The organism is Paeniglutamicibacter sp., assembly GCF_046714615.1.
Lineage (GTDB): Bacteria > Actinomycetota > Actinomycetes > Actinomycetales > Micrococcaceae > Paeniglutamicibacter.
Window position 1 is genome coordinate 1 of the sequence record NZ_JBKKAP010000087.1, and the last position, 26905, is coordinate 26905.

Genomic DNA, 26905 nt, shown 5'->3' on the forward strand with positions numbered 1-26905 from the left:
CCCTGCTCGAAAAGATCGACGGCAGCCAGCCGCTGCTCGGCGGTCAATGAACTATTTTGACGCATGAAAAACTCCCCGAAAGTAAGGATCTGAATTATTCAGTCCAACTTTCGGGGAGCAGTTCAGTCCTGGTGTGGACGGGCGGGGCTTCCGGGCGGCTGCTTGGCGAAACTACTTGGCCATGTGCAGTGCGAGGTAGGCCTTGATGACCTGGTTGAATTCGTTGGCGCGTTCGACCTGTGACCAGTGGCCGCACTGGCTGAAGATGTGCGAGTCGGCGGTGGGGATGACTGCCTGCAGTTCGTGCGTGCGGGTCACGGGGATGACAACGTCCTGCATGCCGTGGACCAGGAGCACCGGGATCTGGAGCTTGCCCAGGACCTCGAAGTCCAGGGGGAGGGCGTCGCGGTCGCGGTCCCGGGCGGTGACGACGTCGACGAGGCGGTCGGACGCGGTGTCGTTCAGGGCCGAGGCATAGCGCAGCGAGACGAGTTCGTCGGTGACCAGGGACTTGTCGACGACGAACTGCTCCAGGGTGCGGCGGATGCCGGCCTCGGAGAGCTCGGGCTTGGCGTGGCCGGAGAGGGCTGCGGTCTTCTTGGCTCCGCCGGTGCCCATGGAGACGATGCCCAGCAGGCGCTCGGGGAAGTCGATGGCGAACTGCATGGCGACCCAGCCGCCGATGGAGTTGCCGATGATCCAGGTCTTCTCGATGCCCAGGGCGTCCAGCACGCGGACGGAGTGGCGGACCCATTCCTTGATGCCGTATTCGATGCCCTCGGGCACGACGGTCTGGCCGTAGCCGACGGAGTCGATGGCGATGCAGCGGCCGGATTCGGCCAGTTCGGGGAGGTTCAGCCACCAGTTGGCTGCGGCGGTCACGCCGGTGCCGGAGCCGTGGAGGAAGAGGATCGGGGTGCCCTGCCCGAGCTCGTGGTAGTGGGTGATTTCGCCCTCGGCCGTTTCCAGCCACTTGTCTTCGAGGCCGAAGAAGGCGTCGGTCGTGTATTCGGGGATCTGGGTGACGGTCATCGTGGGAACTCCTGCATCAGTCGGTGAGCCGTAAGGCGGTTTAGCTCCACCCTAGACGCGCCATCGGGTGCCCGGGGATGGGGCGTGCCAAGGTGCGGCACGCAATCGGCCGTGCTGAACCCGTGTCACCGGTGTAAACCTGCGGTCGAGTTGGAAGAGTTTGCATTAGTGCAATATGAATTGCCCCGAATCCCGTGCCGCCCGTCTGGAGAGGGCGGGGTCGGGGCGTAGATTTGGCTGTGGAAGCTGTTCCCCGTGGTGGAAGGATCCGCAGCATGAGGACCCCGGCAGAGAATGTCCCGGACGAGAAGCCCGGGCAACGCCCGGCCCCGCATCGATTCTTGCCGCCTGGCCCTCCACCCGCAAGGCCACAGGGCGCCTGGGTCGGACCCCGGGGTAACCGAAGCGGGGACGGTCGCGTGAGGAATATTGGGCCGGAGGGCCCGGACTCGCCTCCGCGGCGTGCGCCCTGGTGCTGGTACCCGGAACCGCGAAGCACAGGCAACGACCTTGCGGCGCAGCCGTTCACTGCACTAGGCCCGGGACAACACTGGTTTCGGGCCATCGTCGTCGACGCGCCGGCGGACAGCCTTTTTGGCTGGGTCACGCAACTGCGGGTGGCGCCCCACAGCTACGACCTGCTCGACAACTTCGGGCGGCGCAGCCCGCAAACTTTTGACCGTGGTCTGCTCGACGTCCGGGTCGGCGACAGCGTCATGCGGTTCTTCACTGTCACCGCGGTTGTGCCGGGAACCTCGATGACCCTTGGCATGAGCGGTGAATCCCGGATGGGCCTCTTGGGGCGGATGACGATTCACTACGGCGTCGAGCGGCTGGGTGAGGGGTCCCGGCTTGCCGTGCAGCTGGTGGTTCCACCTGCCAACGGTCCGCTCAAGGAGCTTCAGAGATAAGCGCTGGCGTGGGGAGACCTGTTGATGATGCGCAAGCAACTGAGGGAACTGAAACGGCTGGCCGAGGCGACCGCTGCAGATTCCTGACACCGGGTCCGCACCCCCCTTGCCCGCCACGAAGTTCCCCGGGGAGCGCGCTCCGCGGGATGATTAGGAGAGAAGCAGGCAAGCCAGCACGATTTGCCCGCCGGTAAATACAAGAACGAGCACATTGACGGAGCGGCAACACCCATGAACATTCAATCCATCCTGATCATTGGCGGCGGCCTGGCCGGGTTCACCGTGGCGCAGAACCTGCGCTCCCGTGGATACGCCGGCAGGCTGGACATCATCGACCCGGCAGGTATCCCCTACGACCGTCCGCCCTTGAGCAAGGGTTACCTGTTGGGGGACAAGGACGCAGCGGGCATCGAACTGGCCCCCGCAGCCTGGTTCACCGAATACCGCGTCGGCCTGGTCCGCGCCACGGTGCGCGCCCTGGAACTTGAGCCCCTGGGCGTGGAACTGGAGGACGGCCAGAGGCTGCACGCCGACCGCCTGGTCCTGGCCACCGGCGGCTCCGCGCGCCCGCTGCCGATCCGGGGCGGGGACCTGGGCTCGGTGCTGGTGCTGCGCAACAAAGAGGACGCCGACAGGCTGCGGACCAAGATCGTACCCGGGACGCGCCTGGTCATTGTCGGGGCAGGCCTCATCGGCGCCGAGGTCGCCTCCTCCGCCCTGGCGCTTGGCGCCGAGGTCACGCTCGTGGACCCCGTCGACCCGCCGCTGGTCCCTGCCGTCGGCCCGGAGCTGGCCCGGCGCCTGCACGCCATGCATGGCGACGCCGGGATCACCGTCATCCACGGCACCCCCGTGGGCATCGCGCGGACCCAGGGCGGGCACCGGCTGGAAATGGCCGACGGCCAAGTCGTTGACTGCGACGAGGTGCTGGTGGGCATCGGCATCATCCCCAACACCGAGCTGGCGCAGGCGGCGGGACTGGAAACCGACAACGGGGTGCTGGTCGATACGAACCAGCGCACCTCCCACCCCGGGGTCTTCGCCGTGGGCGACATGGCCCGCACCCGGAACGCCGACGGAACGCTGCTGCGCCGCGGGGAACACTGGGAACACGCCATGAACACCGGGGCGACCGCCGCCGCCGCCCTGCTGGAGCAGGAACTTCCGGTGCATGGCGCCTCCTGGTTCTGGTCCGACCGCCACGGCACCCACGTCGAGGGCGTGGGGGACATGAACGCCGAGGGCACCACGATCCTGCGGATGAACGACGGCGAGCCGGTGGCGGCCTTCCGGATCGCGGCCGACGGGCGGATGCTGGGTGCCGCCGCAATCGACGGGGGACTGACCATCAGGGCGGCGCGGCGCATCATCGACAAGGGCATCATCGTCCAGCCGGTGTCGCTCGCCGACCCGGGCGTGCCGCTGAAGAAGCTCGCGCGCTAGATTCCCTCGCCCTTGCCCCTGCCCTTTCGCGCGGCAAGACTGGAGGGGCGCACCGGAGCCCCGGCGCACACGGTTGGCCACGGGAAGGCGGGAGACGTATGGACACCGAAAACCCCGGACGCAGTCCGGTCCCGCGCGCGGTGGACCTGGGCGAGGCTGACCTGCTGGAACCCGGAACCACCCTGCTCGTCCCGGGCGAAACCAGCGGGTACCCGGATGACATTGGCCTCTTTCGCACCGAGGGCGGAGACTACTACGCGCTGGATGATCAGTGCCCGCACGAGGTTGCATCCCTGTCCGAGGGATGGATTGAGGGGGAGGAGATCGAGTGCCCGCTGCATTCCTCACGCTTCCGCCTGAGGGACGGCAAGGTGCTCTGCCTGCCGGCTACCGGCGACGCGCGCACCCACCGGGTCGAGGTCATGGACGGGCGCGTGCTCCTGTACCCGGGAACCCCGGCCTGAGGAACCTGGCTAGGACTCCGGAAGGAATGTAACCACGCGCACCAGGGCCTCGTCGGTGCCCAACTCGGCCCGGTCGGCTGCATTGGCCCAATAGTGTTCCAGGGTGCGTAACAGCTGGTCGGGGTTGGCCGCGAGCTCATGGACCAGGATCACGACCCTGCCCGCCCGGGCCGCGGGCACCGGCGCCTTCTGGCGCACCACGATCCAGGCCGGGCCGCGCTTGCCCAGCGGCCTGCGCCGCGCGGGATCGGTCGCCTCGATGCCGGTAACGTCGTTCCAGTAGATCTCCCGGGTACCGCGCGATCCATAGAGGACAATGCGGCTGCGCGTGAGGTAGACACCGGGTTCCTGGGCGGTTGCCGCAATGCGCCCTAGCCGGATCCCGCGGTTCAAGACGTACACGCCGGTGCCCAGCAGGAAAATCGCCAGCAAGACAATGAGCGCCATTGGTTCGTAGCTGTGGATGATCAGCAGCCTGGCGCTCAACGCCACGGTGGCCACCAGGATCACCACCGCCAGCCCCATCACCACCGCGGCCCACTTGGCCGAGGTCCGGAACATCGGGAACCACGTGGCGGCGCGCTGCCCCGTGGTGGTCAGGACTGCTTCGGTGCCCGCAGCGCGATCCAGGGTTGTCCGGCGGAAGGCCGCGGCCACGCCCAGCATCACCGCCAGGGCGCTGGCGATCAGGGCAGTGGAGAGCACCGGGCTTGCATGCAGCGCGGCGTAGATCCCGGTGCCGGCAAGGAAGGCAAACAACACAAAGGAAGGCAAGAGATGGTGCGCCAGCTTCCAGCCGCTGTGGCGCGGTGCCCACAGGGCCGCCTCGGAACCGGTTTCGCTCATGGTCCCAGCCTAAGCCGCCCTGAGGGTGAAAGCCGCTACACACCATGCCATGCCGTCTTCTTGAATGGGCAACGGCGGTGAATCTCGCCTACGATAAATGCATTATGGAATCGATTCGCAAACGCGTAAAAGTGATCACCTGGCTGCTCATTACCGCCCTGGTCGTCGGCACCGGGGCTGGCATGCTTTCGGGCGTGCTCTAGGTGCCAGCCAACCCCAACGATCCCACGGCCCTTGCCGGAGGCGGCGAGGCGGGACTTCCCGAGGCACTGCGCTCGCCGACCAAGGACGTCAAGCGCAGCTGGGTCACCTCGATTGTCGCGATCAACATCGGCATCAACATTGTCTTCTTTGCCCCCATCAACGTGTTGCTCGGGCTGCAGGCCACGGCGATCGATGCGGGGTCCAAGGAAGCCATCCTGTCGCTGGTCACCGCCTGCGGCGCATCGGTGGCACTGGTGGCCAATCCACTTTTCGGGGCGCTGTCGGACCGCACGGTCTCAAAGATGGGCCGCCGCTCGCCCTGGATCCTCGCCGGAGCCATCCTGGGCGCGGCCTCGCTGTTGATGCTTTCCGGGGCCACCACCGTCGGGCTGATGCTGCTGGGCTGGTGCGGCCTGCAGGCCGGTGCCAATGCCGCCTATTCGGCGGTCACCGCCACGATCCCCGACCGCGTGCCCGAACGCCGGCGCGGCGGCATTGGCGGTCTGGCGGCCATGGGGCAGACCGTCGGCATCCTGATGGGAGCCGTGGTGGGCTTCGTGATCACCGGGAACATCGCGGTCGGCTACATCATCTGCGCCGCTGCCCTGCTCGTTTCCGTCATTCCCTACCTACTGCGTTCCGACGACCCGCAGCTGCCGCGCGAGTTCCGCCCGGACTTCAACCTACTGGACTTCGCCAAGGGCTTTTGGATCAACCCGATGACGCACCGGGACTTCGGGTGGGCCTGGCTGACCCGGTTCATGATGAACACCGGCAACCAGATGACGATCGTGTACCTGCTCTTCTTCCTCACCGATGTCGTCAAATACCCCGACCCCGCCGGAGGCGTGCTGATCCTGACCGGCATCTACGCGGTCATGGTCATCATCAGCGCCGTGATCCTGGGGCCAATCAGCGACAGGTCCGGGAAGCGGAAGATCTTCGTGATCGTCTCCTCGATCGTCGTGGCCTGTTCCGCGCTAATCATTGCGGTGTCGCAAAACTTCACCGGCGCGATCATTGGCGCCGGCGTCCTGGGGCTCGGCTTTGGCGCGTACCTGGCCGTGGACTTTGCGCTGCTGACCCAGGTCCTGCCCTCGGCCAAGTCCCGCGGCAAGGACATGGGCGTGATCAACGTGGCCAACTCCCTGCCCCAGGTCATCGCCCCGGCACTGGCATTCTTCGCCGTGACGGTGTTGGGCGGCTACACGGCCCTGTTCATCGTCGCCGCTGTCATCGGGATCTTCGGTGCACTTCTGGTACGGAACATCCGCTCCGTACCGTAACTGCATTGACCAGACAGGGCCAGACACCTCCGGCCCTGTCTGGTGGCTCACTAAAACCCTGACGGCCGGGTTTGCACGGCTAGGCTGTTACGCATGGCTTGGTTACGCGACGCACCCTTTGGCTGGGCCTTTGCTTTTCTCTTTTTGCTGTCCATGGCCCGGGCCAACACCACCTACTGGATTGGCCGCGGCATTGCCGCCGGGGTGGAGCACACGCGCTTCCAGCACGTGCTGACCGGCCCGATCTACCAACGCGCCGAACGCTTCATCCAGCGCTGGGGCGTGTTTGCCATTCCACTGTCCTTCATGACCGTGGGGATCCAGACCGCCGTCAACGCCAGCGCGGGTGTCGCCCGGATGCCGGTGCTGCGCTACCTTCCGGCGGTCGTGGCGGGGTGCCTGATCTGGGCCACCATCTATTCCACCGTGGGCATGGCGGTGATCCATGCGTGGCTGGCGCTGGGCTGGCAGTGGATCGTTGCCGCGGCACTGGTCCTTCTCCTTGCCACCTTGGCGTGGATCCGCCACCGCCGCAAGGACTCCTGAGGAACGGCCCCGGCCAGGGGGCCGTCTCGCCAGTGGCGATTCCGACAAGAATCCAGGGACCTGCCACACCCTTCCTGCAGCGGGTTGAGGACCTTGGCAAATATTCATCGGTAGTATTCAGGAAACCAATGAATTATTGCGAAAGCTGGGTATCGACGTGGCCATCACGACAAGGACTCCTCGCCAGGCCGGCCCCGTGGAGCTGGATGACATCGACCGCGGGTTGCTGCGCATGCTCACGGAGAACGCGCGCCGCACCAACAACTCGCTGGCCGAGGAACTGGGCATCGCCCCCTCGACCTGCCTGGCACGGCTCAACGCCCTGCGCTCGGCCGGGGTCATCCGCCGCTTCACCCTGGAAATCGACCCCGAGGTCCTGGGCCATGCGCTCGAGGCACTGATCTTCGTGAAGATCCGCCCGGGCGCCCGCCACCTCATGTCGAGCTTTGCCGAGGAAATGCGTGCCAAGCCCGGGGTCACCCAGCTCTTCTTCCTGGGCGGAGTCGACGACTTCCTGATCCATGTCGCCGTGCGTGACTCCAAGGACGTGCGCGAGTTCGTGCTCGACAACCTGTCGGCAAACCCCGCGGTGGCCACCACCCAGACCTCCTTGGTCTTCGAGCACAGCCAGGGCGCCGTGCCCTGGCTGTAGCCCCGTTTTACCAGGACACCTCGCGCGGGCGACCCTCTTCGTAACCGGCGGCGGACTGCACCCCGACGATGACGCGTTCGCGGAACTCGGCAATCGAGGCGGCTCCGGCGTAGCTGAAGGCGGAGCGGACTCCTGAAACGATCGAATCGATCAGGTCCTCCACGCCCGGCCGGTGCGGATCAAGGTACATGCGGGAGTGCGAGATCCCTTCCTCGAAGAGCGCTGCGCGGGCCCGCTCAAAGGCTGACTGGTGCCGGGTGCGCTGCTGCACCGCGCGGGCCGAGGCCATGCCGAAGCTTTCCTTGTACAGGCGCCCCTCGCCGTCGGAGACCAGGTCCCCTGCCGATTCGTAGGTCCCGGCGAACCAGGATCCGACCATCACGCTGGCGGCCCCGGCGGCCAGCGCTAGGGCCACGTCGCGCGGGTACTTGACCCCGCCGTCCGCCCATACCTCGACGCCTGCTTCACGTGCGGCGGCGGCACATTCGAGGACCGCGGAGAACTGCGGGCGTCCCACCCCCGTCATCATCCGGGTGGTGCACATCGCCCCGGGCCCCACCCCGACCTTCAGGATGTCGGCCCCGGCCGCTGCCAGGTCCCGGGTGCCGGCGGCGGAGACCACGTTGCCCGCCGCGATCTGGATCCGGCGCCCGGTGCGCAGGGCAAACTCGTCGCGGGCCGCGACCGCCAGGGGCAGTGCCTCGATCATCCTTTCCTGGTGGCCGTGGGCGGTGTCCAGGACGATGACATCCACGCCGGCCTCGAGCAGTTCGCGGGTCTTGGTGCCGACGTCTCCGTTGATGCCCACGGCGGCACCGACCATCAGCCGCCCGTCGGGATCCACCGCCGGGGTGTAGAGCCCCGAACGCAGCACACCCTTGCGGGTCAGCACCCCTGCGAGGTGCTCGCCGTCGAGCACCGGGACCATGCCGAGGTGCCGAGTCGACAGCGTCTCAAACACCGAGTCCAGGTGCGTTTCCTTGTCCACGGTGACGATTTCGGAGGTCATGACCTGGTGGATCGGGGTGAAGCGGTCGACCTCGAGGCAGTCCTTTTCCGCGACGATGCCCACCGGGCGATGGCCCTCGAGCACCACTGCCGCGCCGTGCGAGCGCTTGCCCAGCAATGCCAGGGCGGTGGAGACCGAGTCGTTGACGTCCACGGTGATGGGGGTTTCGAAGACAGTGTGGGCCCGTTTCACCCTCGAGACCATGTCCTGCAAGGCAGCCAGGGAGATGTCCTGGGGCAGGATCGTGATCCCGCCGCGGCGGGCGACGGTTTCGGCCATGCGCTTGCCGGCCACCGCTGTCATGTTGGAGATGACCAGCGGTATGGAGGTTCCCACGGAATCCGGCGTGGCGAGGTCCACCCCGGACCGGGAGACCACCGCCGACCGGGAGGGAACCATGAAGATGTCGTTGTAGGTCAGGTCGTGGGCTGGCTGCAGATCATTGAGAAACTTCACTTGCTCAGATTACAGCCGGACACAGGTCGTGTGCGTGAGGCCCGTCACCGCGACCGAGGTGTGCGGGCGGGATTTGGGCATGTTCAGCGCGCGGAATTGAATCCACAAACGAGCGTACCCGTGGGTAGCAAGGGTCCCGATTAGGGCCCGTAAACGGCACTAATTTCCGGGCGTGCTTTGGGGTTACCGTGGTACCCAAAGCGGTCCGAATTCCGCGTGACCGCAGGTTCGAGGAGTGCATCATGACAGTCACCGTGCCCGTTACCGAATGTTCCGTATCCAATTGCTCGTTCAACGACCACACGCATTGCGGGGCCTCCGGGATCACCATTGGCGGAAATGCCGACCACGCCCAGTGCGCGACGTTCATCGACACCGGTATGCATGGCGGTCTGCCCAAGATCCTGGCCTCGGTTGGCGCCTGCCAGCGGATGGAATGCACCCACAACGACCACCTGATGTGTGCCGCGGACTCGGTGCGGGTGGGGCCCGGCGCCGACAATGCCGACTGTCTTACGTACGAACACGGCGCCTGAGCCGCGATTTGTTGGGCCCTCCCCGGTGGTGAAGCACGGTTGCCTCTTCCGGGGAGGGTCTCGTCATGCCGTGATTTCGGGGTTCTTTGAGGCCCGCTCGCGGTGTCGGGGAACGAGGTGGGCGGAATAAATTGTTGAACAACCTCTTGTCAGGATTGTTCAACAACCTGTAGTGTACTTCTCATCGCTCCCACTTGTGACAACAGTCACCCGCAACCCGATGGATGGAATCATGGCCACTCCAAGCACGAAACCGAAGCTCAGCACTTCAGCCAGGCGCACCGCAATGCTTGGTGCCATGTTCCTCATGGCCACCAGCGCCATCGGGCCCGGCTTCATCACCCAGACCACCGAATTCACGGTCCAGATCGGCGCCTCGTTCGCCTTCGCGATCCTCGTCTCCATCCTGGTGGACATCGCCGTCCAGCTGAACGTCTGGCGCATCATCGGCGTCTCGGGCCTGCGTGCCCAGGAACTCGGCAACAAGATCCTCCCGGGCATCGGCTGGGCCCTGGCGGCCCTGGTCTTCATCGGCGGCATGGTCTTCAACATCGGCAACATCGCTGGAACCGGCCTGGGCATGAACGCCATGATGGGGCTCGACCCCAAGATCGGCGGCATCATTTCCGCCGTCGTGGCCATCCTGATCTTCCTCTCCAAGCGCGCCGGCATGGCCCTGGACAAGATCGTGGTCATGCTCGGCGCGATCATGATCCTGCTGATGCTCTACGTGGCCATCGTCGCCGCACCCCCGGTGGGCGAAGCCCTGAAGAACGCCGTCCTTCCGGAGAACATCAACTTCCTGATCATCACCACCCTGATCGGAGGCACCGTCGGCGGCTACATCACCTACGCCGGCGCCCACCGCATGCTCGACTCCGGCGCCGCCGGAATCGAGAACGTCAAGGACATCACCAATGCCTCGATCCTGAGCATCATCGTCACCGGCGTGATGCGCGTCCTGCTCTTCCTGGCCATCCTCGGCGTCGTTGCCGGGGGAGCCGTACTGACCACCAACAACAAGGCGGCGGAGGCCTTCGGGCACGCGGCAGGCGACATCGGCATGCGTTCCTTCGGCGTGATCCTCTGGGCAGCTGCCCTGACCTCGGTGATCGGTGCTGCCTACACCTCGGTTTCCTTCATCACGAAGTCCACCACCCCCGAACGCACCCGCAACCTGATCACCGTCGCCTTCATCGCGGTGTGCGCGGTCATCTACCTCTTCCTGGGCCAGGCCCCGCAGACGCTGCTGATCTTCGCCGGCGCCTTCAACGGACTGATCCTGCCCCTCGGGTTCGCGGTGCTGCTTTGGGCCGCCTGGCGCCGCCGGGACCTGCTCCACGGCTACGCCTACCCCAAGTGGCTGCTGCTTATCGGCGTGGCCACCTGGCTGCTGACGCTCTTCCTCGGCTGGAACTCCCTGGCCGGCCTGTCCAAGCTCTGGGCCTAGCCCACGCGCCGGACCTGCCCTCCACGCCAAAGCCCTCCCACGATCGCCCTTTTGAAAGGACGCCAGCAAACATGACACCCGCCAATTCTCCGACACCCGGAACCGGGGAACGCGCAACACTTTCCCCCACGCAGGCACGTGAGCTGTTCCGCAACGGATTGACGGTGCCGACCGCCGGATTCTCTCTCGGCTACGCCCAGGCAAACCTGATCATCGTGCCCAAGGACCAGGCCTTCGACGTCTTGCTCTTCGCCCAGCGCAACCCCAAGTCCTGCCCGATCCTGGGCGTGCTGGACGCGGGGGAGACCAGCGGGGAGCTGCTGGCCGGCGGTGACATCCGCACCGACGTGCCGAAGTATGTGGTCTACGAAAACGGCGTGAAGATCGCGGAACCGACCGACCTGGCCGAATACTGGCGCGATGACCTCGTGACCTTCATCGTCGGTTGCTCGTTCACCTTCGAGACGGCGCTGATGGAGGGCGGCATCAAGATCGCCCACATTGACCAGGGCGTGAATGTGCCAATGTTCAAGACGAACATCCGCAGCGCCTCGGCCGGTTCCATGGGAGGGCCCATGGTGGTGTCCATGCGCCCCATCCCCGCCTCGCAGGTCGCCGACGCCGTGCGCATCACCTCCCGCTACCCGGCGGTCCACGGAGCGCCGGTGCACATTGGCAACCCCGAGGAACTGGGCATCACCGACCTGTCCGCACCGGACTTCGGCGACGCCGTGGAAATCCCTGTCGGACATATCCCGGTGTTCTGGGCGTGCGGGGTCACCCCGCAGGCGGCGGTCATGGAGTCCAAGCCGGCGTTGGCCATCGGCCACGCGCCGGGGCACATGCTGATCACGGACGCCCGTGACAGCAACTACCTGGTTCCCTAGGAACTCCTCGACTACCCGGATCCCCGTGAACCTGTCGTAGTTCCCGATCTGCCAAGGAAGTGCCCGTTCCCCCATATGGGTACTTCCTTGGTGCCCCAAAAACGGCCGTCGCCGGGGTCCATTCCCACCGGCGAAGTCCGTGACGCCGACTACCCAGTTCCCCGGGAACCAGCCGTAGTCCTCGATCCGCCAAGGAAGTGCCCGTTCCCCTTTACGGGTACTTCCTCGGCTCTTTTAACGGCCGCTTACCGGTCCTGGCCCTCGGCGGCCAGCCATTCGTCCACCTGGGCTGTCAAACTCGACTTCCCCGCCTCATCCAGGAAGGAGGACTCGATCGAGTTCTTCGCCAGCGTCGCCTGCTCGCTGGTTGACAGGCCAAGCTCCCGCTTCACCGCCTCGAAGTTGGCGTCAAGGTATCCGCCGAAATAGGCAGGATCATCGGAATGGATGGAGACGTTAAGCCCCCGGTCCAGCATCGTCTTCAGCGGGTGGTCGGCCATGGTGTTCACGGTGCGCAGCCGAACGTTGGACAGCGGGCAGACGGTGAGCGGCATTCGCTCCTTGACCAGCCGCTGAACCAACGCGTCGTCCTCGAGGCAGCGGATGCCGTGGTCGATGCGTTTGACCTTCAGCAGGTCCAGGGCCTGGATGATGTATTCCGGCGGCCCTTCCTCCCCTGCATGGGCCACCACGTGCATTCCGTTCGCACGCGCATAAGCAAAGACGTCCTGGAACAGGATGGGAGGGTAGCCGAGCTCGGAGGAGTCCAACCCGATGCCGTCGACGTCGTGGCCCTCCGCCACCAAGGTGCGCAGGATTTCCATGGCCGATTCGGCCGGTGCATGCCGCCAGAAACAGGCGATGAGCTTGTGGGTGATTCCGAAGCGTTCCTCGCCTTCCTTCAGGCCCGCGCGGATGCCACCGATGACCTCGCCCAACTCGATGCCGCGTTCCTGATGTGCCTGCGGGTCGAAGAACAGCTCGACATGCCTGACTCCGGCGGCATCGGACCGGCGCAGGTAGGCGAGCGTGATCTCGTGGAAATCGGCCCGTGTTCGCAGCACCGCGAGGTTGGTGTAAAACAGGTCCAGGAACGACTGGAGATTGCTGAATTCGTATTGTTCACGGAGATGTTCCAGGGAAGGCCAGGGCAACTTGATGTCGTTTTGCTCGGCCAGGCGCAGGATGGCTTCGGGTTCCAGCGTCCCTTCGAGGTGGATGTGCAATTCGGCAACGGGCAACTTCATGATTTCTGCTCCTGTCGGTAGTCGACCAAGGATAGTCTCTCGCGCGAGCCTCGTCGGCGCGCGCGCCCGGGCCGGGACCGGCTTGAGGGGCAAGTCACGGATCGGGCAACCCGTTCGGCACCGTGGCAGACTAGGCCAAGAAGCGCTCGTGACCGACCGCTGGTAAGGACCTCGAGCGCCGCAGGCCTTGATTGAATCGAAGGCAGGGAAGTGTCAGCCCAACCCGTACACAGGAAACCCTGGTTCCCCGCTGCGCTGAGCCTGATGATGGTGGGCTGGGGTGCCAACCAATTCGTTTCCCTGCTGGTGTTCTACCGGCAGGAGCACGGCTTCTCCGAGGTCATGGTGACTTCGATGCTTGGCATCTACGTCGTGGGCCTGGTGCCGGCGCTGCTCTGGGGCGGCAGGCACTCGGACAAGACCGGCCGCAAGCCCGTCACGCTCTTTGCCATCGCCCTGTCCATGGCGGCCAACGTGGCCATGATGGGGTCGGTCATCGGCACCCTGCCGCTCTTCGCCGGCCGCTTCATGGCAGGCATTGCCACGGGCCTGGCGATGGCCGCTGCCACCAGTTGGGTCAAGGAACTCTCCCAGGCGCCGTGGGACCTGGACTCGGTGGCGGGATCCGGAGCCCGGCGCGCCTCGCTGCTGACCAGCGCCGGCTTTTGGCTCGGTCCAGTCGTCGGCGGGTTGCTGGCCAACTATGCTCCAGCCCCGGCGATCCTGCCCTACGCACTGCACATTGTCTTGTGCATCCCGCTGCTTTTTGTGGTGGCCCGGCTGCCCGAGACCCGCGCCGGGGGAACCGCCCCGGGTTCGCCCGTTTCCGGCCCGGCCCCGCATCCCGAGGCACGCAAGCGATTCAGGCTGGTGGTGGCGCCTGCTGCCCTGTGGGTGTTCGCGGCGGGCACCACGGGCTTTGCCGTCGTGCCGGCCGTCATCCCCGGCCTGGGAGCCGGGCGGCTCGCATACGCCACAGCGGCCGTGGCCATCACCCTGGGCTGCAGCGTGCTGATCCAACCGCTTGCACGCCGGCTGGATACCGTCCGAAACGCACGCTCGTTGCTGACCGGGACGATGGCTGCATTCCTGGGTCTGGCGGCCGTGCTCGGCGCGATCCTTGCGGCCAGCCCCGCACTGGGCCTGGTCGCCTCTGCCATCCTTGGCTCGGCCAACGGCCTGCTCATGGTCGGTGGGCTCCTGGAGATCCAGCGCGTGGCGGCGGCACACGAATTGGGCAAGCTCACGGGGTTCTTTTACACGCTGGCCTACGTGGGATTCCTGGCCCCGACGGTGGTTGCCTTCACCGCGCAGTGGGTCCAGACAGCTTGGATCATGGCCGGAATGCTGGTGTTGTGCCTAGTGTCGCTGGCCTTCATCGGGGCAAATTCCCGCAAGTACCTGCCGCAGGCGCTCGAGCGGGTTGGGTCAGTTCCGGCCCCGCAGGGCAAAGAACAGAAGAAGCCATAGCCAAAGCGGCGACAGCTTTGCTCTGCCGCTACCTGGTGACCCGGAAATCCACGTGGGGCACGGCGCAGGCTGCCCGCACCACGAGCAACCCGGAGTCCCCGAAGCCGGGATTCTCCACCCGGTTGTTGTGTCCGGTGTCGTCGCACCAATCCACGCGATCGGGGGCGGCCGAGATGCCGTAGGTGCCTGGCGTAAGCGAGGCCGGGATCTCCATGGTGTGGGTGAAGGCTCCGGCGTCAGACATGGGGGCCAGCTCCGTGAGCAGGACGTCCTGGTGCCCGTTGACAAGGTCGATGCGCACCTTCGCATCCTCGCCGTAGCGCGGGTCGCACGTGGCATCCGGAGCCGAAATCCGCAGGGTTCCACCCGGGGCAATGACCAGGGAATCCAAGGTGTAATTGGGTGGCATGCAGGGCCGGGACGAATGGAGGATGACGGAACACCCGGAAACGCCCAACAACGCACCCGCCCCAACGGCGGCCACCAGCAGTGCCCGTGCGCATGCCGCCGAGCCGGAAGCCGTGGCACCCTTCCATGTCATGGCCCCAGTCTCCACGGCCGGGGCACTGCGGGACAGTCCATGTGGAACAACGTTGCGTCATTGTTGTGTTGCGCTGGGTCCATGGCCGCACCGGCCTGCGCCCCGCCGTGAGCTTTTAGGCCGTGGGGTTTGTCGCCACACGCAATTGCACCCACAACGCCAGCTGCTCGTCACCGGTTGAAAAATCCAGTCCGAACAGCTCGGTGGCGCGCTTGATCCGGTACCGCAGCGTGTTGGGATGCACGTTCAATCTCCGGGCGGCCGCCGCCACGTCGCCTGTCGCGGCAAAATATGCGCACAGACTTGCCCTGTACTCGGTTCCGGCAGCGGCATCGTTTTCCAGCAATTCCCGCACCCCTGGATGCACCAACCGCGGCCGCGCCCGCAGAACGCGCGCCAATTGGTTCAGTACCAATGCGGCGTTCACCTCCTTGGTTCCCACCACGCGGCCGGCGCCTTGGTGGGGGCCGGGGCTTTCCATCACCCGCACCACGTCTTCGAGCTCCTTGCGCAATTCGGCCAGCCCCAGGGAACTTCCTTCCACGGAGCTCACGGCGACATCGACCTGGAACCCCAATCGGGCGGCCAGGGCGGTGGCGGCGCCGCTGGCCAGGCGCATGGCAGCCTGCTCCGAGCCAATGGCCGGGACCAGGACGTAAACCATGCTCCCGGATTCCACCGAAGAGACATTGGGGTGGAAGATCGAGCAGTATTGCTCGGCGGCAATGGCCAGCTGGCGAGTCAGCGGCAACGCGTTGCCGCGCGATTGGCCCGTGGGCACCGTGGCAAACATGAAACCCAACAGGACCGGGGACATGCCCTCCATGAGTCCGAAGCGTGCCGAGGTTGCCGGGTCGGAACCGTGGCCTTCCAGCGCCGATCGCAGCCATTCGGTGCGGACCTGGCGTTCCAGGTCCACCGCGTTTTGCGAACGCAGAATGTGGATGGCCGCGAGCCGGGCGACTTCCAGGATGGCGGCCTCCCCGTCCGGACCCAGTGGTGCCTTGTCCTCGATCACCCAAATCGAGCCAAGCATTTGCCGCCCGGCGCGCACCGGCGCTGCGCATCGGGGCAATTCACCGTCGCTTGGATCGTAAGGGAAATGGACCACCGAATCGGTGAGCATCACGGCCCGGTACTGGTCTATGTTCTTTTCCATTTCGGGCACCTGCCGGGCCAGGATCCCGCTGCGGCGCAACGGATCGACCACATGCCGCTCGAGGTTCGAATAGGCCAGGATGTTCTGGTCCAGGTCCTCGATGGCCACAGCGCCATCGGTTGCCGTGGCCAAGGCGTTGGCCAGCACGAACAGGTCCTCGCCGTGGGAGCTGGCGGCATTGCTGCCCGCAGGGCGGCCGCTGGTCACCGCCGTAATGAGATTGTCCAGGTGCAGCCAGGGGACCTGGTCGTCCACGACCAGGATGGGCAAACCCGCCGTGGCCAGATGCGCCGCATCCGGTTCCGTCCCGTGGCCCTTGATCACCACCGCGCTGAACCCGTGCTCGGCGGAGCGCGCAATCAAAGCAGTCAGGTCCTCGTGGTTCGGTGCCATGCCCACCAGCAGCAGGATCCCGCCGGGGGTTTCCGGCAGCGGGTCGAGGTGGTCGTGGATGACGGGGACGGAAATCGAGGCATCCAGTCCTTGCATCCCGGTCAGCGGGGTCAACAGCGGGGCGCCCAGGCTCTCCAGGAGCCCGGCCAGGGTCAGTGGTTGTCCGTTGCTGTTCAACGAGGTCCGTTCCTTCCGTGCCGCCCACGTCTTTAGCGGACCTGACAATAAACCGACTTGAAGCTTGGTCGGATCTACGAATTTTTTCGGTGAAGTCAATCCTACAGTTGACGCAGATCAGATTCGTTCCCGGTTGTTGCCTCGGCAGCCACCAGTCAGGCACAAAGGAAAACGGCACCTCACCATGACAGTCACCCAGCAGTTGCAACATCCGGACCTCAACCTGTTGATGGAAATCCTCCCGGAGGAATCCACCATTTCCGACACCGGCGAACTGTCCATCGGAGGGGTATCGGTCACCGAGCTGGCCCGCCAATACGGGACCCCTGCCTACATCATGGACGAGACCGGGTTGCGCCGGCAGATCCGCCGCTTCGTCCAGGGCCTGAGCTCCAGGCGCCCCAACTCCGAGGTGCTCTTCGCTTCCAAGTCGTTGCCGTGCGTAGCCATGTATGCCATTGCGCAGGCCGAGGGGCTCAGCGTGGATGTGGCCGGGGGCGGAGAACTCATGATGGCACTGACCGCAGGAGTCAGCCCCGAGAAGATCTACCTGCACGGCAATGCCAAGTCCGACCAGGAAATCGAGATGGCACTGGCGGCGGGCATCCGGGCGATCATCGTGGACAACTTCAACGACCTGGACCGGCTAGAGGCCATGGCGACCAAGGAACAAAGCGTCCTGCTTCGCATGATCCCGGGCATCACCCCTGCCACCCATGCCTCGCAGGTCACCGGCGGCAACGACTCGAAGTTCGGGCTTCCCCCCGCCGACATCACCCGCGCCATCGAACGCATCGCCAAGCACCCCCTGTTGCACTTCGAAGGCATCCACGTCCACATCGGCTCCCAGGTGCTGGAAACCGAGCCCTTTGCGCAGGCCGTGAAATCCGTTGCCGAATTCGGCACCTTCGACACCTACGACGTGGGAGGGGGACTGGGCGTGAAATACACGTACGAGGAGATCGCCCCGAGCGTCGAGGACTACCTGGACACCCTGACCGAGGCCGCGGCCCGGCTGCTGCCCGCCGAGGCCAAGCTCATCATTGAGCCCGGTCGCTCGCTCGTGGCACGCGCCGGCATCACGCTGTATTCGGTCAACACCGTCAAGACCACGGGCAAGACCTTCGTCGCAATCAACGGCGGCATGGCCGACAACATCGACATCGCCCTCACCGGACAACGCTACGAGGCCCTGATGGCCACCAAGATCGGCGCCGAACCCACCATCGTCGCCGACGTCGTGGGACGCCAGTGCGAATCCGGTGACCTCATGTCCGCCGGCGTGCCGCTGGCCGACCCGCAGGTCGGGGATCTGGTGGCCATGCCCGCGACCGGGGCCTACGCCTACACCTTGGCCAACAACTACAACGGCGCCTGCAAGTCGCCGGTCATCTTTTGTGCCAACGGGTCCGCCACGCTCGCGGTCGCCAGGGAAACCTATGAAGACCTGCTGCGCACCCAACAACCGGCCCTGCAACGCCGCTGGTAAGCCGGCCTCGGCCCCCAACCATTCCGTCCCTCTCGCATCCCACTCCCAAAGGAAACCGAACCGCCATGAACATCACCGCGCACAACCGCCGTCCCGCGCTGACCTTGCTTTCCACCGCAGCGCTGGCCATGGGCCTGGCACTGACCGGCTGCGCCACCGACGAGCCCGTCGCCGCAGGAACCCCGGATCCACAGGTGAGCGTCGAAGTCGACGCCGCGGCCGCGGCGGCCCTGCCGGCGAAGTACAAGGATGCCGGGGCCATCAACGTGGCCGCCGACATCCCCAACCCGCCCATGGAGATGCTGGACGAGAACAACAACCCCACCGGCCTTGACTACGACCTGTCCCAGGCCATGGGCGGGAAGCTGGGCGTGAAGTTCAACTTCCAGCAACAGGCCTTCGACACTTCGATCCCGTCCCTGCAAGCGGGAAAAAACGACATCATCTTCGCCGGGATGAACGACACGGCCGAACGCCAGAAGGTGTTGAACTTCGTCGACTACTTCCATGCCGGGTTCAAGATCCTGGTCAATGCGGGAAATCCCGAGGGGATCGGATCCATCATTGACTTGTGCGGCAAGCCGGTTGCCGTCCAGAAGGCAACGGTGCAGGTTGACTACCTGGTCTCCTACGCGAGCAAGTGCGAGGAAGCCGGCAAGGCGCCGATCGAGCTGGTGCAGCTACCCACCGAGCTTGACGCCCAAACGGCAGTGCGCTCGGGCAAGGCCGTCGCCGACGTCGTCGACGCCTCGGTCGCCGCCTATGCCGCCGCCACCGCGGGAGACGGCAAGCTCTTTGAACTGGTCAAGGACCCCGAGTTCCCCAACGGCTACAACCCGGTCTACACCGGCATCGGACTGCTGAAGGAAAACCAGGAGCTCACCGAGGCGCTGCACCTGGCGCTGCAGTCATTGGTCGAGGACGGAACCTACCTCAAGCTCATGGAAAAGTACGACCTTGCCGACTTTGCCGTGACCGAGGCAGGTGTGAACAATGGCGGGAAATAGCACCGCGCAACGGCGGCCCGCATCCGCCCACCCGGTGGCCGCGGAACCCGGCGCCCACGACATCGTGGCCGTCCCGCTGCGCCACCCCGGCCGCTGGGTCCTGGCTTGCCTCATCCTGCTGGTCCTGGCCGGGGTGGCAACCTCGCTGTGGCAGAACCCCAACATCGACCACCCCACGATCGCCAAGTTCCTCTTCAGCGACCGGATCGTGACCGGTGCGGTGCTCACCGTGGCCCTGACGATCATCACCATGGTCCTTTCCACCATCCTCGGCATCGTGCTGGCTCTCATGCGGCTCTCGGCCAACCCGGTGCTCAACTCGGTCGCCTGGTTGTATGTCTGGGTATTCCGGGGCACGCCGCTGCTGGTGCAGATCGTGTTCTGGGGCTATCTGGGACTGCTCTACAAGCAGCTGTCGCTGGGGGTTCCCTTCACCGACTTCACGGTCTTCACCGTTGACACCAACGCGCTGATCCCCGCCTTCGTGGCGGGCGTGATCGCCCTGACCACCAACCAGGCCGCCTACACCGCCGAGATCGTCCGCGCCGGCATGCTCTCGGTCGATCTGGGCCAAAAAGAGGCCTGCTACTCCCTGGGCATGACACCGCTGTTCACCCTCCTCAAGGTGGAACTGCCGCAGGCCATGCGGGTCATCATCCCACCCATGGGCAACGAGACCATTTCCATGCTCAAGGACACCGCGCTGCTCTCGCTGATAGCCGTGGCCGAGCTCTACACGGTGGCGGCGCGCATATCCTCGCAGAACCTGCACCAGGTGGAACTGCTGATCGTCGTCAGCATCTGGTACTTGGCGCTGACCTCCATCCTGTCGGTGCCGCAGTACTACCTCGAGCGCCACTACGGCCGGGGCAGCCGCAGCCTGGGGCCCACACCCATCGGCCGGGCCGTCGCCCTGGCCAACCGCGTACGCCGCAGCTAGGAAGGAAGAAGAAATTGAACGGAATCCTCGAATCCCCGTCCCTGGTCCGCACGGATGAAAACGCCAAGCCACTCGTCCACGCCCAGGGGGTGCGCAAGAGCTACGGCCAGATCCAGGTGCTCAAGGGCATCGACCTGCAGGTGAATGCCGGACAGGTCATGTGCCTGCTCGGCCCCTCCGGCTCGGGCAAGTCCACCTTCCTGCGCTGCATCAACCACCTCGAACGCATCGATGGCGGCCGGATCAACTTCGACGGCGAACTCATCGGCTATGCCCAGCGCAACGGCAAGCTCCATGAGATGAAGCCGCGCGAGGTCGCGCGGCAACGCCGGGGCATCGGCATGGTGTTCCAGCGCTTCAACCTCTTTCCGCACCTCACCGCGCTGGAAAACATCATCGCCGCACCCATCGGCATCAGGAGGATTCCCAAGGCGCAGGCGGTCGCCCAGGCCCACGAGCTCCTGGAGCAGGTCGGGCTGGGCGACAAGGCAGGGCTGCACCCGGCCAAGCTCTCCGGCGGCCAGCAGCAGCGCGTGGCCATTGCCCGGGCGCTGGCCATGGAACCCAAGCTGATGCTCTTTGACGAGCCGACCTCGGCCCTGGACCCGGAGCTGGTGGGCGATGTGCTGGATGTGATGCAGAGGCTCGCCGCCAGCGGCATGACCATGATCGTGGTGACCCACGAGATCGGGTTCGCCCGCAACGTCGCCGACGAGGTGGTGTTCATGGACGGTGGCGTCGTGGTCGAATCCGGTGCGCCCGCCGCGGTTTTGGGCAACCCCAGCCATGAACGCACCCGCGCCTTCCTGGAAAACGTGATCTAGCTGAACCGTTGGGCGGGGGCGTGCGCCGGCCGCACGCCCCGACGAGCGTCCAGCGGCCGCCCTGTTTCGCCTGTTAGGGTTCCAAGGGTTGTTCCAAACGCTGGGAGTTTATGTTGCAGAAGAAGTGGATCCTTTCCATGTCCCTGATCGCCTCGCTGGCGTTCATGACCGGGTGCAGTGCCGCGGAGGAACCGGCACCCGCCGCCGGGGCCAGTGCCCCTGCCCCGGAAGCGGCACCGTCGGATGCCGCGGGACCGACGCCTGATGTTTCGGGCATCCCCGAGATCGTTGCCGAGGTCAACGGCGAGAAGATCAGCAAGGCCGACTTCACCCGGATCTATGAGGGCCAGTTCCCCCAGATGGTGCAGCAGGCGCAAGCCTCGGGCCAGGAGCTTGACCAGGGGCTATTGCGCAAGCAGACCGCGGAGGGGCTGGTAAACACCGAGCTGCTGATCCAGCAGGCGAAGAAGAAAAAGATCTTCGCGACGTCCAAGGACCTTGACCAGGCCCTCGGGGATGTGGCCAAGACCAATAAAATGGACACCAAGGCATTCCTGGCAGCCATGGACAAGCAGGGGCTGAACGAGGAAGTGGTTCGCACCCAATTGAAGACCCAGCTTGAGGTCGGGCGGCTGATCTCGAAGGAAGTCGGGGACTTCACGCCCACCGACAAGGAACTCAAGGACGCCTACCAGGTCGTGCTCGAACAGTACAAGGGCCAGGCCACCGCCGATGCCCCAGCGCCCGAGGCACCCACCTTCAAGAAGATCAAGCCGGAGCTCGAACAGCAGCTGAAGCTCCAAAAGGAAGGTGCCGCGGTGAAGGACTACGTCGCGGTGCTGCGCAAGGACGCCAAGGTCACCCTAAACATGTAGCTCCGCCCGGCCGGCGGGGAGAGTTAGTTTCCTCCGTCATCGGCCAGGTGGGCCAGCAGTTCCGCCTCGGCACGGTCAAGGTAGCCGCGCAGCGAAGCCGCCGCCTCCTCGCGCTTCCCGTCGGCAAGCAAGCTAACCAGCCCGGCATTCAGTTCCACGTAGTGCGAGTGGAAGTCGGGGGCGTCGCCCATGGCGTGGAAGACCAGGCGCATCTGCGCCAGGACCTTGGTCATGAGTTCCTGCAGGTGTCGGCTGCCGGTGGCACGGACCAGTTCCTCGTGGAAGCACTGGTTGGCATCCGCCATCCTGGCAATGTCCCCGGCAGCCAGGGCCTTGCGCGCGTCCACGATGACCGCGGCCAGTGCCTCGACGTTCAAGTTGGGGCCCCACAGTGCGGCCGCGGGCTCGATCATGCGCCGCACCCCGTAGATCTCCCGCACACCCTCGGGCCCGGGGGAGGTAACGAAGACCCCGCGGTTGGGGATCCGGGTGATGACCAGCTCGTGGTCAAGCACCGCGAAGGCCTCGCGCAGGGTGTTGCGGGAAACCCCCAGCGCATCGGAGAGCGCCTGTTCGGACAGCTTGGCACCCGGCAGCAGCTGTCCCTCGGCAATCCGTGAGCGCAGCACCGCGGCAACCCACGCGCCGGTGTGTGCGTGGGTTGACCCCTCGGCCAGGGGAAGTGCTGAAATCATGGCGTTCACTGGCATCCTTCCAATCTAATCCAAGCCCGTCCCGGCAGCCCCAAGCGTTAAGCGATGGCCCCGAGTGCCTCGCCGCGGCCGATGGCGGTTCCCGGCTCCTGGGAGCCGCGGGAGAACGTCCCGGAACGGTGGGCGGTGATGTTCGATTCCATCTTCATGGCCTCCAGCACCGCCACGGTGTCGCCCTCGGCCACGGAGGCACCGTCATCGAGCACCCACTTGACCAGGTTTCCGTTCATCGGCGCCAGCAGCGAAGCGGCGTCCGCGGCAGACGCCACGTTTTCGGCCGCAACGTCCCTGGCCACGCCGTTTCCGCCGTGGCGGATGGCGTCGACCAGGGATGTCGGCAGGCCGATGTCCATGGCCTTGCCGTCGACCTCGATCGTCAGGGTCTCGCGCCCGGCGTTCGGCTCGGCCGCGGCGATCTCCGGGCTGGACGCCAGCGCCTCGGCGAACTCGGATTCGATCCAGGTGGTGTAGACCCCGTAGCGCTCGTTGTTGGTGAAGTCGGCGTTGCGCACCACCGCGCGGTGGAACGGCAGCACTGACGGCACCCCGGCGATCACCATTTCGTCCAGCGCCACCTTGGCACGGCGCAGTGCCTGGGCGCGGGTGGCGCCGGTGACGATCAGCTTGGCCATGAGCGAGTCGTAGTGCGAGGGGATCACCGAGTTGGTGCGCACCCCGGAGTCCACGCGCACGCCCGAGCCTGTCGGGGCCTCGAAGGCGGTGATGCGGCCGGGGCCGGGCAGGAAGCCGCGGGCAGGGTCCTCGGCGTTGAGCCGGAACTCGAAGGAGTGGCCGGTGGGCGTGGGGTCCTCGGTGAGGCTGATGGCCTCCCCGGCGGCGATCCGGAACTGTTCGGCCACCAGGTCCACGCCGGTGGTTTCCTCGGTGATGGGGTGCTCGACCTGCAGGCGGGTGTTGACCTCAAGGAAGGAGATCAGCCCGTCGGGTGCGACCAGGTATTCGACGGTTCCGGCGCCGTGGTAGCCGGCCTCGCGGCAGATGGCCTTGGCCGAGGCGTGGATGGAGGCGCGCTGCCCATCGCTCAGGAACGGTGCCGGGGCCTCCTCGACGAGCTTCTGGTTCCGGCGCTGCAGCGAGCAGTCGCGGGTGCCGACCACCACGACGTTGCCGTGCGTGTCGGCCAGGACCTGGGCCTCGACGTGGCGCGGCCGCTCCAGGAAGCGTTCAACGAAGCATTCGCCGCGGCCGAAGGCCACGGTGGCCTCGCGCACCGCCGATTCGAAGGCGTCGTCGATTTCCTCGAAGGTGCGCACGACCTTGATGCCGCGCCCGCCGCCGCCGAAGGCGGCCTTGATGGCCACCGGAAGCCCGAACTCCTCGGCGAAGGCGCGCACCTCGGCGCCCGATTCCACCGGCCCGTCGGTGCCCGGCACCAGCGGGGCGCCGGCACGCACGGCGATTTCGCGGGCGGTGACCTTGTTTCCCAGCGCGCGGATGGCCTCGGGGGAAGGGCCGATCCAGGTGAGCCCCGCGTCCATGACGGCCTGGGCGAAGTCGGCGTTTTCGGAGAGGAAGCCGTAGCCGGGGTGCACTGCATCGGCGCCTGAGCGGGCGGCGATGTCGAGGATCTTACCCATGTCCAGGTAGGTCTCGGCCCCGCTGGAACCGTTCAAGGCCCACGCCTCGTCGGCGCGCCGCACGTGCAGCGAGTCGGCGTCCGGGTCGGAGTACACGGCCACGGACACGTACGAGGCATCCGCGCAGGCGCGGGCGATGCGGACGGCGATTTCCCCGCGGTTGGCGATCAGGACTTTCTTCATGGGGTTCTTCCTTCGTGGCTGGAGGCGCCGGCGGCCCGGGGCGCATGTGGGTTGTGGGTGAGCGGGTCAACTAGTTCAAAGCGGAGGTGCGAACCCGGGGGCAGCTGGGCCGCGGCGGGCAGGTCCTCGGCAATGACCCCGGCAATGACCGGGTAGCCGCCGGTGACCGGGTGGTCGGCCAGGAAGAGCACGGGCAACCCGGAGGGCGGCACCTGCAGGGCGCCGACGGCCACTCCCTCGGAAGCCAGTTCCCCGGTGCGGACCCGTTCCAGGGCGGAAGAGCCCTCGGGCGCCGCCAGGCGGACGCCGACGCGGTTGGACTCGGCCGAGACGCTCCATGTTTGGCCGACCAGGCGCTGAAGCCCGGCGGGACCGAACCAGTCATCGCGGGGGCCTTTGCTGATGCGCAGCGTGTAGATACCGTGTTCGTCGGGAACCGGCAGCGTGGAGGGCTCCGGGTTTCCGACCACGTGGGATCCGGTGACGGTGCCCACGGGCAGCCGGGTGCCGGGGGCGAGCGGGGCCGGGCCGATCCCGGACATGGAATCGGTGGAGCGCGAGCCGAGCACGGGGGCGACATCGATGCCGCCACGCACACCCAGGTAGCTGCGCAGCCCGGAACCGGACGGGAGCAGAGTGAGGGTTTCGCCGTCGAGCAGGGCGAAGGGTGCGTTCATCTCCGCCGTCCTCTCCTCCTCGTGGAAGTCGTCCTCCTCCACGGGGGTGATCAGCAGCTCTGCGTCTGCCCCGGTGACGGCCAGGACCACATCGCCGCGGGCGCGAAGGATCAGGGATCCCAGGAGGTTTTCGATGACCGCGGCATCCGCTGCGTTTCCCACCAGGCGGTTGGCGGCCCGGGCGGAAGAGGTGTCGGCGGCCCCGGCGGCGGAGACCCCGAGGTTGCCCAGGCCCGGGCGGCCCAGGTCCTGAATGAGGGATTGCAGCCCGGGATCCAGGATTTCCAGGTGCCCGGCCGCCGCCTTGGGTGCCCGGTGCGCGGGTGCGGCGGCGGTGTGGGAGCTGAGCTTAAGTGAGGTGCGCGAGGCGGTGAACTGCACGTGGTCCTGCGGGCGGATGAGCGCGGGGTTCTCCCGGTCAAGGTCCCAGAGCACCGCGTCGGTGTGCCCGATCAGCTGCCAGCCGCCGGGGGATTGGCGCGGATAGACGGCCGAGTAGTCCCCGGCCAGGGCTACGGCGCCCGAGGGCACGACCTTGCGCGGGGTGTCGCGGCGCGGCACGTTCAGGATGCGGTTCTCACCGAGCAGGTAGGCAAAGCCGGGGGCGAAGCCGCCAAAGGCCGCACGCCATGTTTGCGCGGTGTGGGCGTTGATGACCGACTCGATGCTCAGGCCGGTGAGCTTGGCGACCTCCGCCAGGTCCTCGCCGTCGTAGTGCACATCGACGGTGACCAGGGAGCCGGTGTTCTCCGGTGCCGTGCCCAGTTCGAGGGCGGGAATGGCAGCGGCGATCTTGCGGGCGCTGGCCCAGGAATCGGCCTTGATGAAGATGGTGGAGGCAGCTGCCAGCACATCAAGCTGCCCGGGCAGCGGCGAGGCCTCCAGCAGGGCGCCGAGGGCCAGGACGGAGTCGAGGTCGGAGAGTTCGACGAGCACCGACCGGGTTCCGGCAAAGCGCGTCGCTGTCACGCTCATGCGAAGCTCTTGATGGACACGCCGGCGGTTTCCAGTCCGGCACGCACCGCCGCGGCCATGGCGACGGCACCGGCGGTGTCACCGTGCACGCAGATGCTCTCGGCGTTCATGGGGATGTGCGAGCCGTCGACGGCAACGATGGTGCCCTCGGTGGCCAGGCGGATCATGTTGGCGGTGACCTGGGCGGGGTCGTGGAGCACGGCGTGGGCCTCGCGGCGGGAGACCAGGGTGCCGTCGGGGTTGTAGTTTCGATCGGCGAAGGCCTCGGCGACCGGGCGGAGGCCCGCGGCCTCGGCCTTGGCCAGGGCCACGGAGCCGGGCAGCAGCAGCACCGGCAGGTCCGAGCCGAAGGCGCGGATGGCGTCGATGACGGCTTGGGCGTGGGCCTCGTGGTGCACGATGGTGTTGTAGAGGGCGCCGTGCGGCTTGACGTATTTGATGCCGGAGCCTGCAGCGCGGGCCAGGGCCTCGAGGGCGCCGAGCTGGTAGAGCACGTCGTCGGCCAGCTCGGTGGGGGAGCAGTCCAGGAAGCGGCGGCCAAAGCCGGCCAGGTCCCTGTAGCCCACGTGGGCACCGATGGTGACGTTTGCGGCGACCGCGTCGCGGCAGGTCTGGGCAATGACGCTGGGGTCCCCCGCATGGAATCCGCAGGCAACATTTGCCGAGGATACGGAGGTGAAGATTGCGGCGTCGTCGCCCATCACCCAGTTGCCGAAGGATTCCCCGACGTCGGAATTCAGGTCGATGTATGGCATTTGTGACCCCCGTCTCGTGTTGTGGTCCCTTAAGAATGCACTAAGAACGCAGATTGTTCAACAATCTTTCGTCACAAGTTTCCCCGCACGCCGATTCCCGGCCGCGCGATCCGCCATGGCACATCGGATCGCAGCGAGCCTAGGATGGGAAAACACAGGG

Annotated in this window: 25 protein-coding genes; 15 read left to right on the forward strand and 10 right to left on the reverse strand. The window is 66.2% G+C overall.

What is annotated here, in order from left to right; translation table 11 throughout:
* Window positions 1–171: 171 nt before the first annotated feature.
* Entirely contained in the window at window positions 172–1032 is an 861-nt protein-coding gene (locus ACLQ7E_RS10760; RefSeq protein WP_411732571.1) for an alpha/beta fold hydrolase, read from the reverse strand.
* Between the two features lie 419 nt (window positions 1033–1451).
* On the opposite strand from ACLQ7E_RS10760, the gene ACLQ7E_RS10765 reads away from it, so the two are divergent.
* From ACLQ7E_RS10765 to ACLQ7E_RS10775, 3 genes are all read left to right on the forward strand, one after another.
* Complete coding sequence (locus ACLQ7E_RS10765) at window positions 1452–1943, forward strand: SRPBCC family protein (RefSeq protein WP_411732572.1); 492 nt, start codon at window positions 1452–1454, stop codon at window positions 1941–1943.
* Between the two features lie 231 nt (window positions 1944–2174).
* Window positions 2175–3386 carry an NAD(P)/FAD-dependent oxidoreductase gene (locus ACLQ7E_RS10770; protein ID WP_411732573.1) on the forward strand — a complete coding sequence of 404 codons (1212 nt, stop codon included), beginning with the start codon at window positions 2175–2177 and terminating at the stop codon, window positions 3384–3386.
* A gap of 98 nt (window positions 3387–3484) precedes the next feature.
* Entirely contained in the window at window positions 3485–3850 is a 366-nt protein-coding gene (locus ACLQ7E_RS10775; RefSeq protein ID WP_411732574.1) for a Rieske 2Fe-2S domain-containing protein, read from the forward strand.
* Between the two features lie 9 nt (window positions 3851–3859).
* Here ACLQ7E_RS10775 and ACLQ7E_RS10780 read toward each other — a convergent pair whose 3' ends face one another.
* On the reverse strand, window positions 3860–4696 hold the full coding sequence (locus ACLQ7E_RS10780; protein ID WP_411732575.1) for a hypothetical protein: 837 nt from the start codon (window positions 4694–4696) through the stop codon (window positions 3860–3862).
* A 203-nt stretch (window positions 4697–4899) separates the two neighbouring features.
* Between ACLQ7E_RS10780 and ACLQ7E_RS10785 the strand changes: the two genes are divergently transcribed.
* The 3 genes from ACLQ7E_RS10785 to ACLQ7E_RS10795 all read left to right on the forward strand — a co-directional run bounded on the left by ACLQ7E_RS10785 (window position 4900) and on the right by ACLQ7E_RS10795 (window position 7384).
* The gene (locus ACLQ7E_RS10785) at window positions 4900–6186 is read left to right on the forward strand and encodes an MFS transporter (RefSeq protein WP_411732576.1); all 1287 of its coding nucleotides are present in this window, start codon (window positions 4900–4902) and stop codon (window positions 6184–6186) included.
* A 93-nt stretch (window positions 6187–6279) separates the two neighbouring features.
* Window positions 6280–6732, forward strand: coding sequence for a DedA family protein (locus tag ACLQ7E_RS10790; RefSeq protein ID WP_411732577.1), 453 nt, complete (start codon window positions 6280–6282; stop codon window positions 6730–6732).
* A 157-nt stretch (window positions 6733–6889) separates the two neighbouring features.
* Window positions 6890–7384 carry an Lrp/AsnC family transcriptional regulator gene (locus ACLQ7E_RS10795; RefSeq protein WP_411732578.1) on the forward strand — a complete coding sequence of 165 codons (495 nt, stop codon included), beginning with the start codon at window positions 6890–6892 and terminating at the stop codon, window positions 7382–7384.
* Window positions 7385–7391: 7 nt separating this feature from the next.
* Here the strand turns inward: ACLQ7E_RS10795 and ACLQ7E_RS10800 are convergent, their stop codons facing one another.
* Window positions 7392–8849, reverse strand: a complete 1458-nt coding sequence (locus ACLQ7E_RS10800; protein WP_411732579.1) for a GuaB1 family IMP dehydrogenase-related protein — start codon at window positions 8847–8849, stop codon at window positions 7392–7394.
* A 242-nt stretch (window positions 8850–9091) separates the two neighbouring features.
* Here ACLQ7E_RS10800 and ACLQ7E_RS10805 point away from each other — a divergent pair, with 242 nt between their 5' ends.
* The 3 genes from ACLQ7E_RS10805 to ACLQ7E_RS10815 all read left to right on the forward strand — a co-directional run bounded on the left by ACLQ7E_RS10805 (window position 9092) and on the right by ACLQ7E_RS10815 (window position 11722).
* Window positions 9092–9385 carry a DUF1540 domain-containing protein gene (locus ACLQ7E_RS10805; RefSeq protein ID WP_411732580.1) on the forward strand — a complete coding sequence of 98 codons (294 nt, stop codon included), beginning with the start codon at window positions 9092–9094 and terminating at the stop codon, window positions 9383–9385.
* A gap of 232 nt (window positions 9386–9617) precedes the next feature.
* The gene (locus ACLQ7E_RS10810; protein WP_411732581.1) at window positions 9618–10835 is read left to right on the forward strand and encodes an NRAMP family divalent metal transporter; all 1218 of its coding nucleotides are present in this window, start codon (window positions 9618–9620) and stop codon (window positions 10833–10835) included.
* A gap of 71 nt (window positions 10836–10906) precedes the next feature.
* The gene (locus ACLQ7E_RS10815) at window positions 10907–11722 is read left to right on the forward strand and encodes a putative hydro-lyase (protein WP_411732582.1); all 816 of its coding nucleotides are present in this window, start codon (window positions 10907–10909) and stop codon (window positions 11720–11722) included.
* A 245-nt stretch (window positions 11723–11967) separates the two neighbouring features.
* Here ACLQ7E_RS10815 and ACLQ7E_RS10820 read toward each other — a convergent pair whose 3' ends face one another.
* Window positions 11968–12969, reverse strand: coding sequence for an adenosine deaminase (locus ACLQ7E_RS10820; RefSeq protein WP_411732583.1), 1002 nt, complete (start codon window positions 12967–12969; stop codon window positions 11968–11970).
* Window positions 12970–13179: 210 nt separating this feature from the next.
* On the opposite strand from ACLQ7E_RS10820, the gene ACLQ7E_RS10825 reads away from it, so the two are divergent.
* Complete coding sequence (locus ACLQ7E_RS10825; RefSeq protein WP_411732584.1) at window positions 13180–14439, forward strand: MFS transporter; 1260 nt, start codon at window positions 13180–13182, stop codon at window positions 14437–14439.
* Window positions 14440–14467: 28 nt separating this feature from the next.
* On the opposite strand, the gene ACLQ7E_RS10830 is transcribed toward ACLQ7E_RS10825, so the two are convergent.
* Together ACLQ7E_RS10830 and ACLQ7E_RS10835 are read right to left on the reverse strand one after the other, a co-directional pair.
* Window positions 14468–14980 carry a hypothetical protein gene (locus tag ACLQ7E_RS10830; RefSeq protein WP_411732585.1) on the reverse strand — a complete coding sequence of 171 codons (513 nt, stop codon included), beginning with the start codon at window positions 14978–14980 and terminating at the stop codon, window positions 14468–14470.
* A 115-nt stretch (window positions 14981–15095) separates the two neighbouring features.
* Window positions 15096–16709 (reverse strand): helix-turn-helix domain-containing protein, encoded by a 1614-nt coding sequence (locus ACLQ7E_RS10835; protein ID WP_411732586.1) that lies wholly within the window; start codon window positions 16707–16709, stop codon window positions 15096–15098.
* 184 nt (window positions 16710–16893) lie between these two features.
* Between ACLQ7E_RS10835 and lysA the strand changes: the two genes are divergently transcribed.
* The 5 genes from lysA to ACLQ7E_RS10860 all read left to right on the forward strand — a co-directional run bounded on the left by lysA (window position 16894) and on the right by ACLQ7E_RS10860 (window position 21844).
* Window positions 16894–18198: a diaminopimelate decarboxylase gene (gene lysA / locus ACLQ7E_RS10840; RefSeq protein WP_411732587.1), complete on the forward strand. Its 1305-nt coding sequence runs from the start codon at window positions 16894–16896 to the stop codon at window positions 18196–18198.
* 65 nt (window positions 18199–18263) lie between these two features.
* Complete coding sequence (locus tag ACLQ7E_RS10845; protein ID WP_411732588.1) at window positions 18264–19205, forward strand: ABC transporter substrate-binding protein; 942 nt, start codon at window positions 18264–18266, stop codon at window positions 19203–19205.
* Window positions 19192–20145, forward strand: coding sequence for an amino acid ABC transporter permease (locus tag ACLQ7E_RS10850; protein WP_411732589.1), 954 nt, complete (start codon window positions 19192–19194; stop codon window positions 20143–20145). Before ACLQ7E_RS10845 ends, ACLQ7E_RS10850 begins: the two co-directional genes overlap by 14 nt.
* 23 nt (window positions 20146–20168) lie before the next feature.
* Window positions 20169–20969, forward strand: coding sequence for an amino acid ABC transporter ATP-binding protein (locus ACLQ7E_RS10855; RefSeq protein WP_411732609.1), 801 nt, complete (start codon window positions 20169–20171; stop codon window positions 20967–20969).
* A gap of 110 nt (window positions 20970–21079) precedes the next feature.
* The gene (locus ACLQ7E_RS10860; protein ID WP_411732590.1) at window positions 21080–21844 is read left to right on the forward strand and encodes a SurA N-terminal domain-containing protein; all 765 of its coding nucleotides are present in this window, start codon (window positions 21080–21082) and stop codon (window positions 21842–21844) included.
* 23 nt (window positions 21845–21867) lie between these two features.
* On the opposite strand, the gene ACLQ7E_RS10865 is transcribed toward ACLQ7E_RS10860, so the two are convergent.
* Genes ACLQ7E_RS10865 through ACLQ7E_RS10880 form a run of 4 tightly spaced genes read right to left on the reverse strand, consistent with a single transcriptional unit; the run spans window position 21868 to window position 26745 of the window.
* A complete protein-coding gene (locus ACLQ7E_RS10865) occupies window positions 21868–22539 on the reverse strand; it encodes a GntR family transcriptional regulator (protein WP_411732591.1) in 672 nt (223 codons plus the stop codon).
* Window positions 22540–22595: 56 nt separating this feature from the next.
* On the reverse strand, window positions 22596–24338 hold the full coding sequence (locus ACLQ7E_RS10870; RefSeq protein ID WP_411732592.1) for an acetyl/propionyl/methylcrotonyl-CoA carboxylase subunit alpha: 1743 nt from the start codon (window positions 24336–24338) through the stop codon (window positions 22596–22598).
* Window positions 24335–25990 (reverse strand): 5-oxoprolinase/urea amidolyase family protein, encoded by a 1656-nt coding sequence (locus ACLQ7E_RS10875; protein ID WP_411732593.1) that lies wholly within the window; start codon window positions 25988–25990, stop codon window positions 24335–24337. The genes ACLQ7E_RS10870 and ACLQ7E_RS10875 overlap by 4 nt, the downstream gene beginning before the upstream one ends.
* Entirely contained in the window at window positions 25987–26745 is a 759-nt protein-coding gene (locus ACLQ7E_RS10880) for a LamB/YcsF family protein (protein WP_411732594.1), read from the reverse strand. Before ACLQ7E_RS10880 ends, ACLQ7E_RS10875 begins: the two co-directional genes overlap by 4 nt.
* Between the last annotated feature and the right edge of the window lie 160 nt (window positions 26746–26905).

Bases quoted from the DNA above. Each gene is read 5' to 3' on its own strand.
- ACLQ7E_RS10760 (WP_411732571.1), bottom strand. From the start codon at position 1,032: ATGACCGTCACCCAGATCCCCGAATACACGACCGACGCCTTCTTCGGC.
- ACLQ7E_RS10770 (WP_411732573.1), top strand. From the start codon at position 2,175: ATGAACATTCAATCCATCCTGATCATTGGCGGCGGCCTGGCCGGGTTC.
- ACLQ7E_RS10775 (WP_411732574.1), top strand. From the start codon at position 3,485: ATGGACACCGAAAACCCCGGACGCAGTCCGGTCCCGCGCGCGGTGGAC.
- ACLQ7E_RS10780 (WP_411732575.1), bottom strand. From the start codon at position 4,696: ATGAGCGAAACCGGTTCCGAGGCGGCCCTGTGGGCACCGCGCCACAGC.
- ACLQ7E_RS10790 (WP_411732577.1), top strand. From the start codon at position 6,280: ATGGCTTGGTTACGCGACGCACCCTTTGGCTGGGCCTTTGCTTTTCTC.
- ACLQ7E_RS10805 (WP_411732580.1), top strand. From the start codon at position 9,092: ATGACAGTCACCGTGCCCGTTACCGAATGTTCCGTATCCAATTGCTCG.
- ACLQ7E_RS10810 (WP_411732581.1), top strand. From the start codon at position 9,618: ATGGCCACTCCAAGCACGAAACCGAAGCTCAGCACTTCAGCCAGGCGC.
- ACLQ7E_RS10815 (WP_411732582.1), top strand. From the start codon at position 10,907: ATGACACCCGCCAATTCTCCGACACCCGGAACCGGGGAACGCGCAACA.
- ACLQ7E_RS10820 (WP_411732583.1), bottom strand. From the start codon at position 12,969: ATGAAGTTGCCCGTTGCCGAATTGCACATCCACCTCGAAGGGACGCTG.
- ACLQ7E_RS10830 (WP_411732585.1), bottom strand. From the start codon at position 14,980: ATGACATGGAAGGGTGCCACGGCTTCCGGCTCGGCGGCATGCGCACGG.
- lysA (WP_411732587.1), top strand. From the start codon at position 16,894: ATGACAGTCACCCAGCAGTTGCAACATCCGGACCTCAACCTGTTGATG.
- ACLQ7E_RS10845 (WP_411732588.1), top strand. From the start codon at position 18,264: ATGAACATCACCGCGCACAACCGCCGTCCCGCGCTGACCTTGCTTTCC.
- ACLQ7E_RS10850 (WP_411732589.1), top strand. From the start codon at position 19,192: ATGGCGGGAAATAGCACCGCGCAACGGCGGCCCGCATCCGCCCACCCG.
- ACLQ7E_RS10860 (WP_411732590.1), top strand. From the start codon at position 21,080: ATGTTGCAGAAGAAGTGGATCCTTTCCATGTCCCTGATCGCCTCGCTG.
- ACLQ7E_RS10865 (WP_411732591.1), bottom strand. From the start codon at position 22,539: ATGATTTCAGCACTTCCCCTGGCCGAGGGGTCAACCCACGCACACACC.
- ACLQ7E_RS10870 (WP_411732592.1), bottom strand. From the start codon at position 24,338: ATGAAGAAAGTCCTGATCGCCAACCGCGGGGAAATCGCCGTCCGCATC.
- ACLQ7E_RS10875 (WP_411732593.1), bottom strand. From the start codon at position 25,990: ATGAGCGTGACAGCGACGCGCTTTGCCGGAACCCGGTCGGTGCTCGTC.
- ACLQ7E_RS10880 (WP_411732594.1), bottom strand. From the start codon at position 26,745: ATGCCATACATCGACCTGAATTCCGACGTCGGGGAATCCTTCGGCAAC.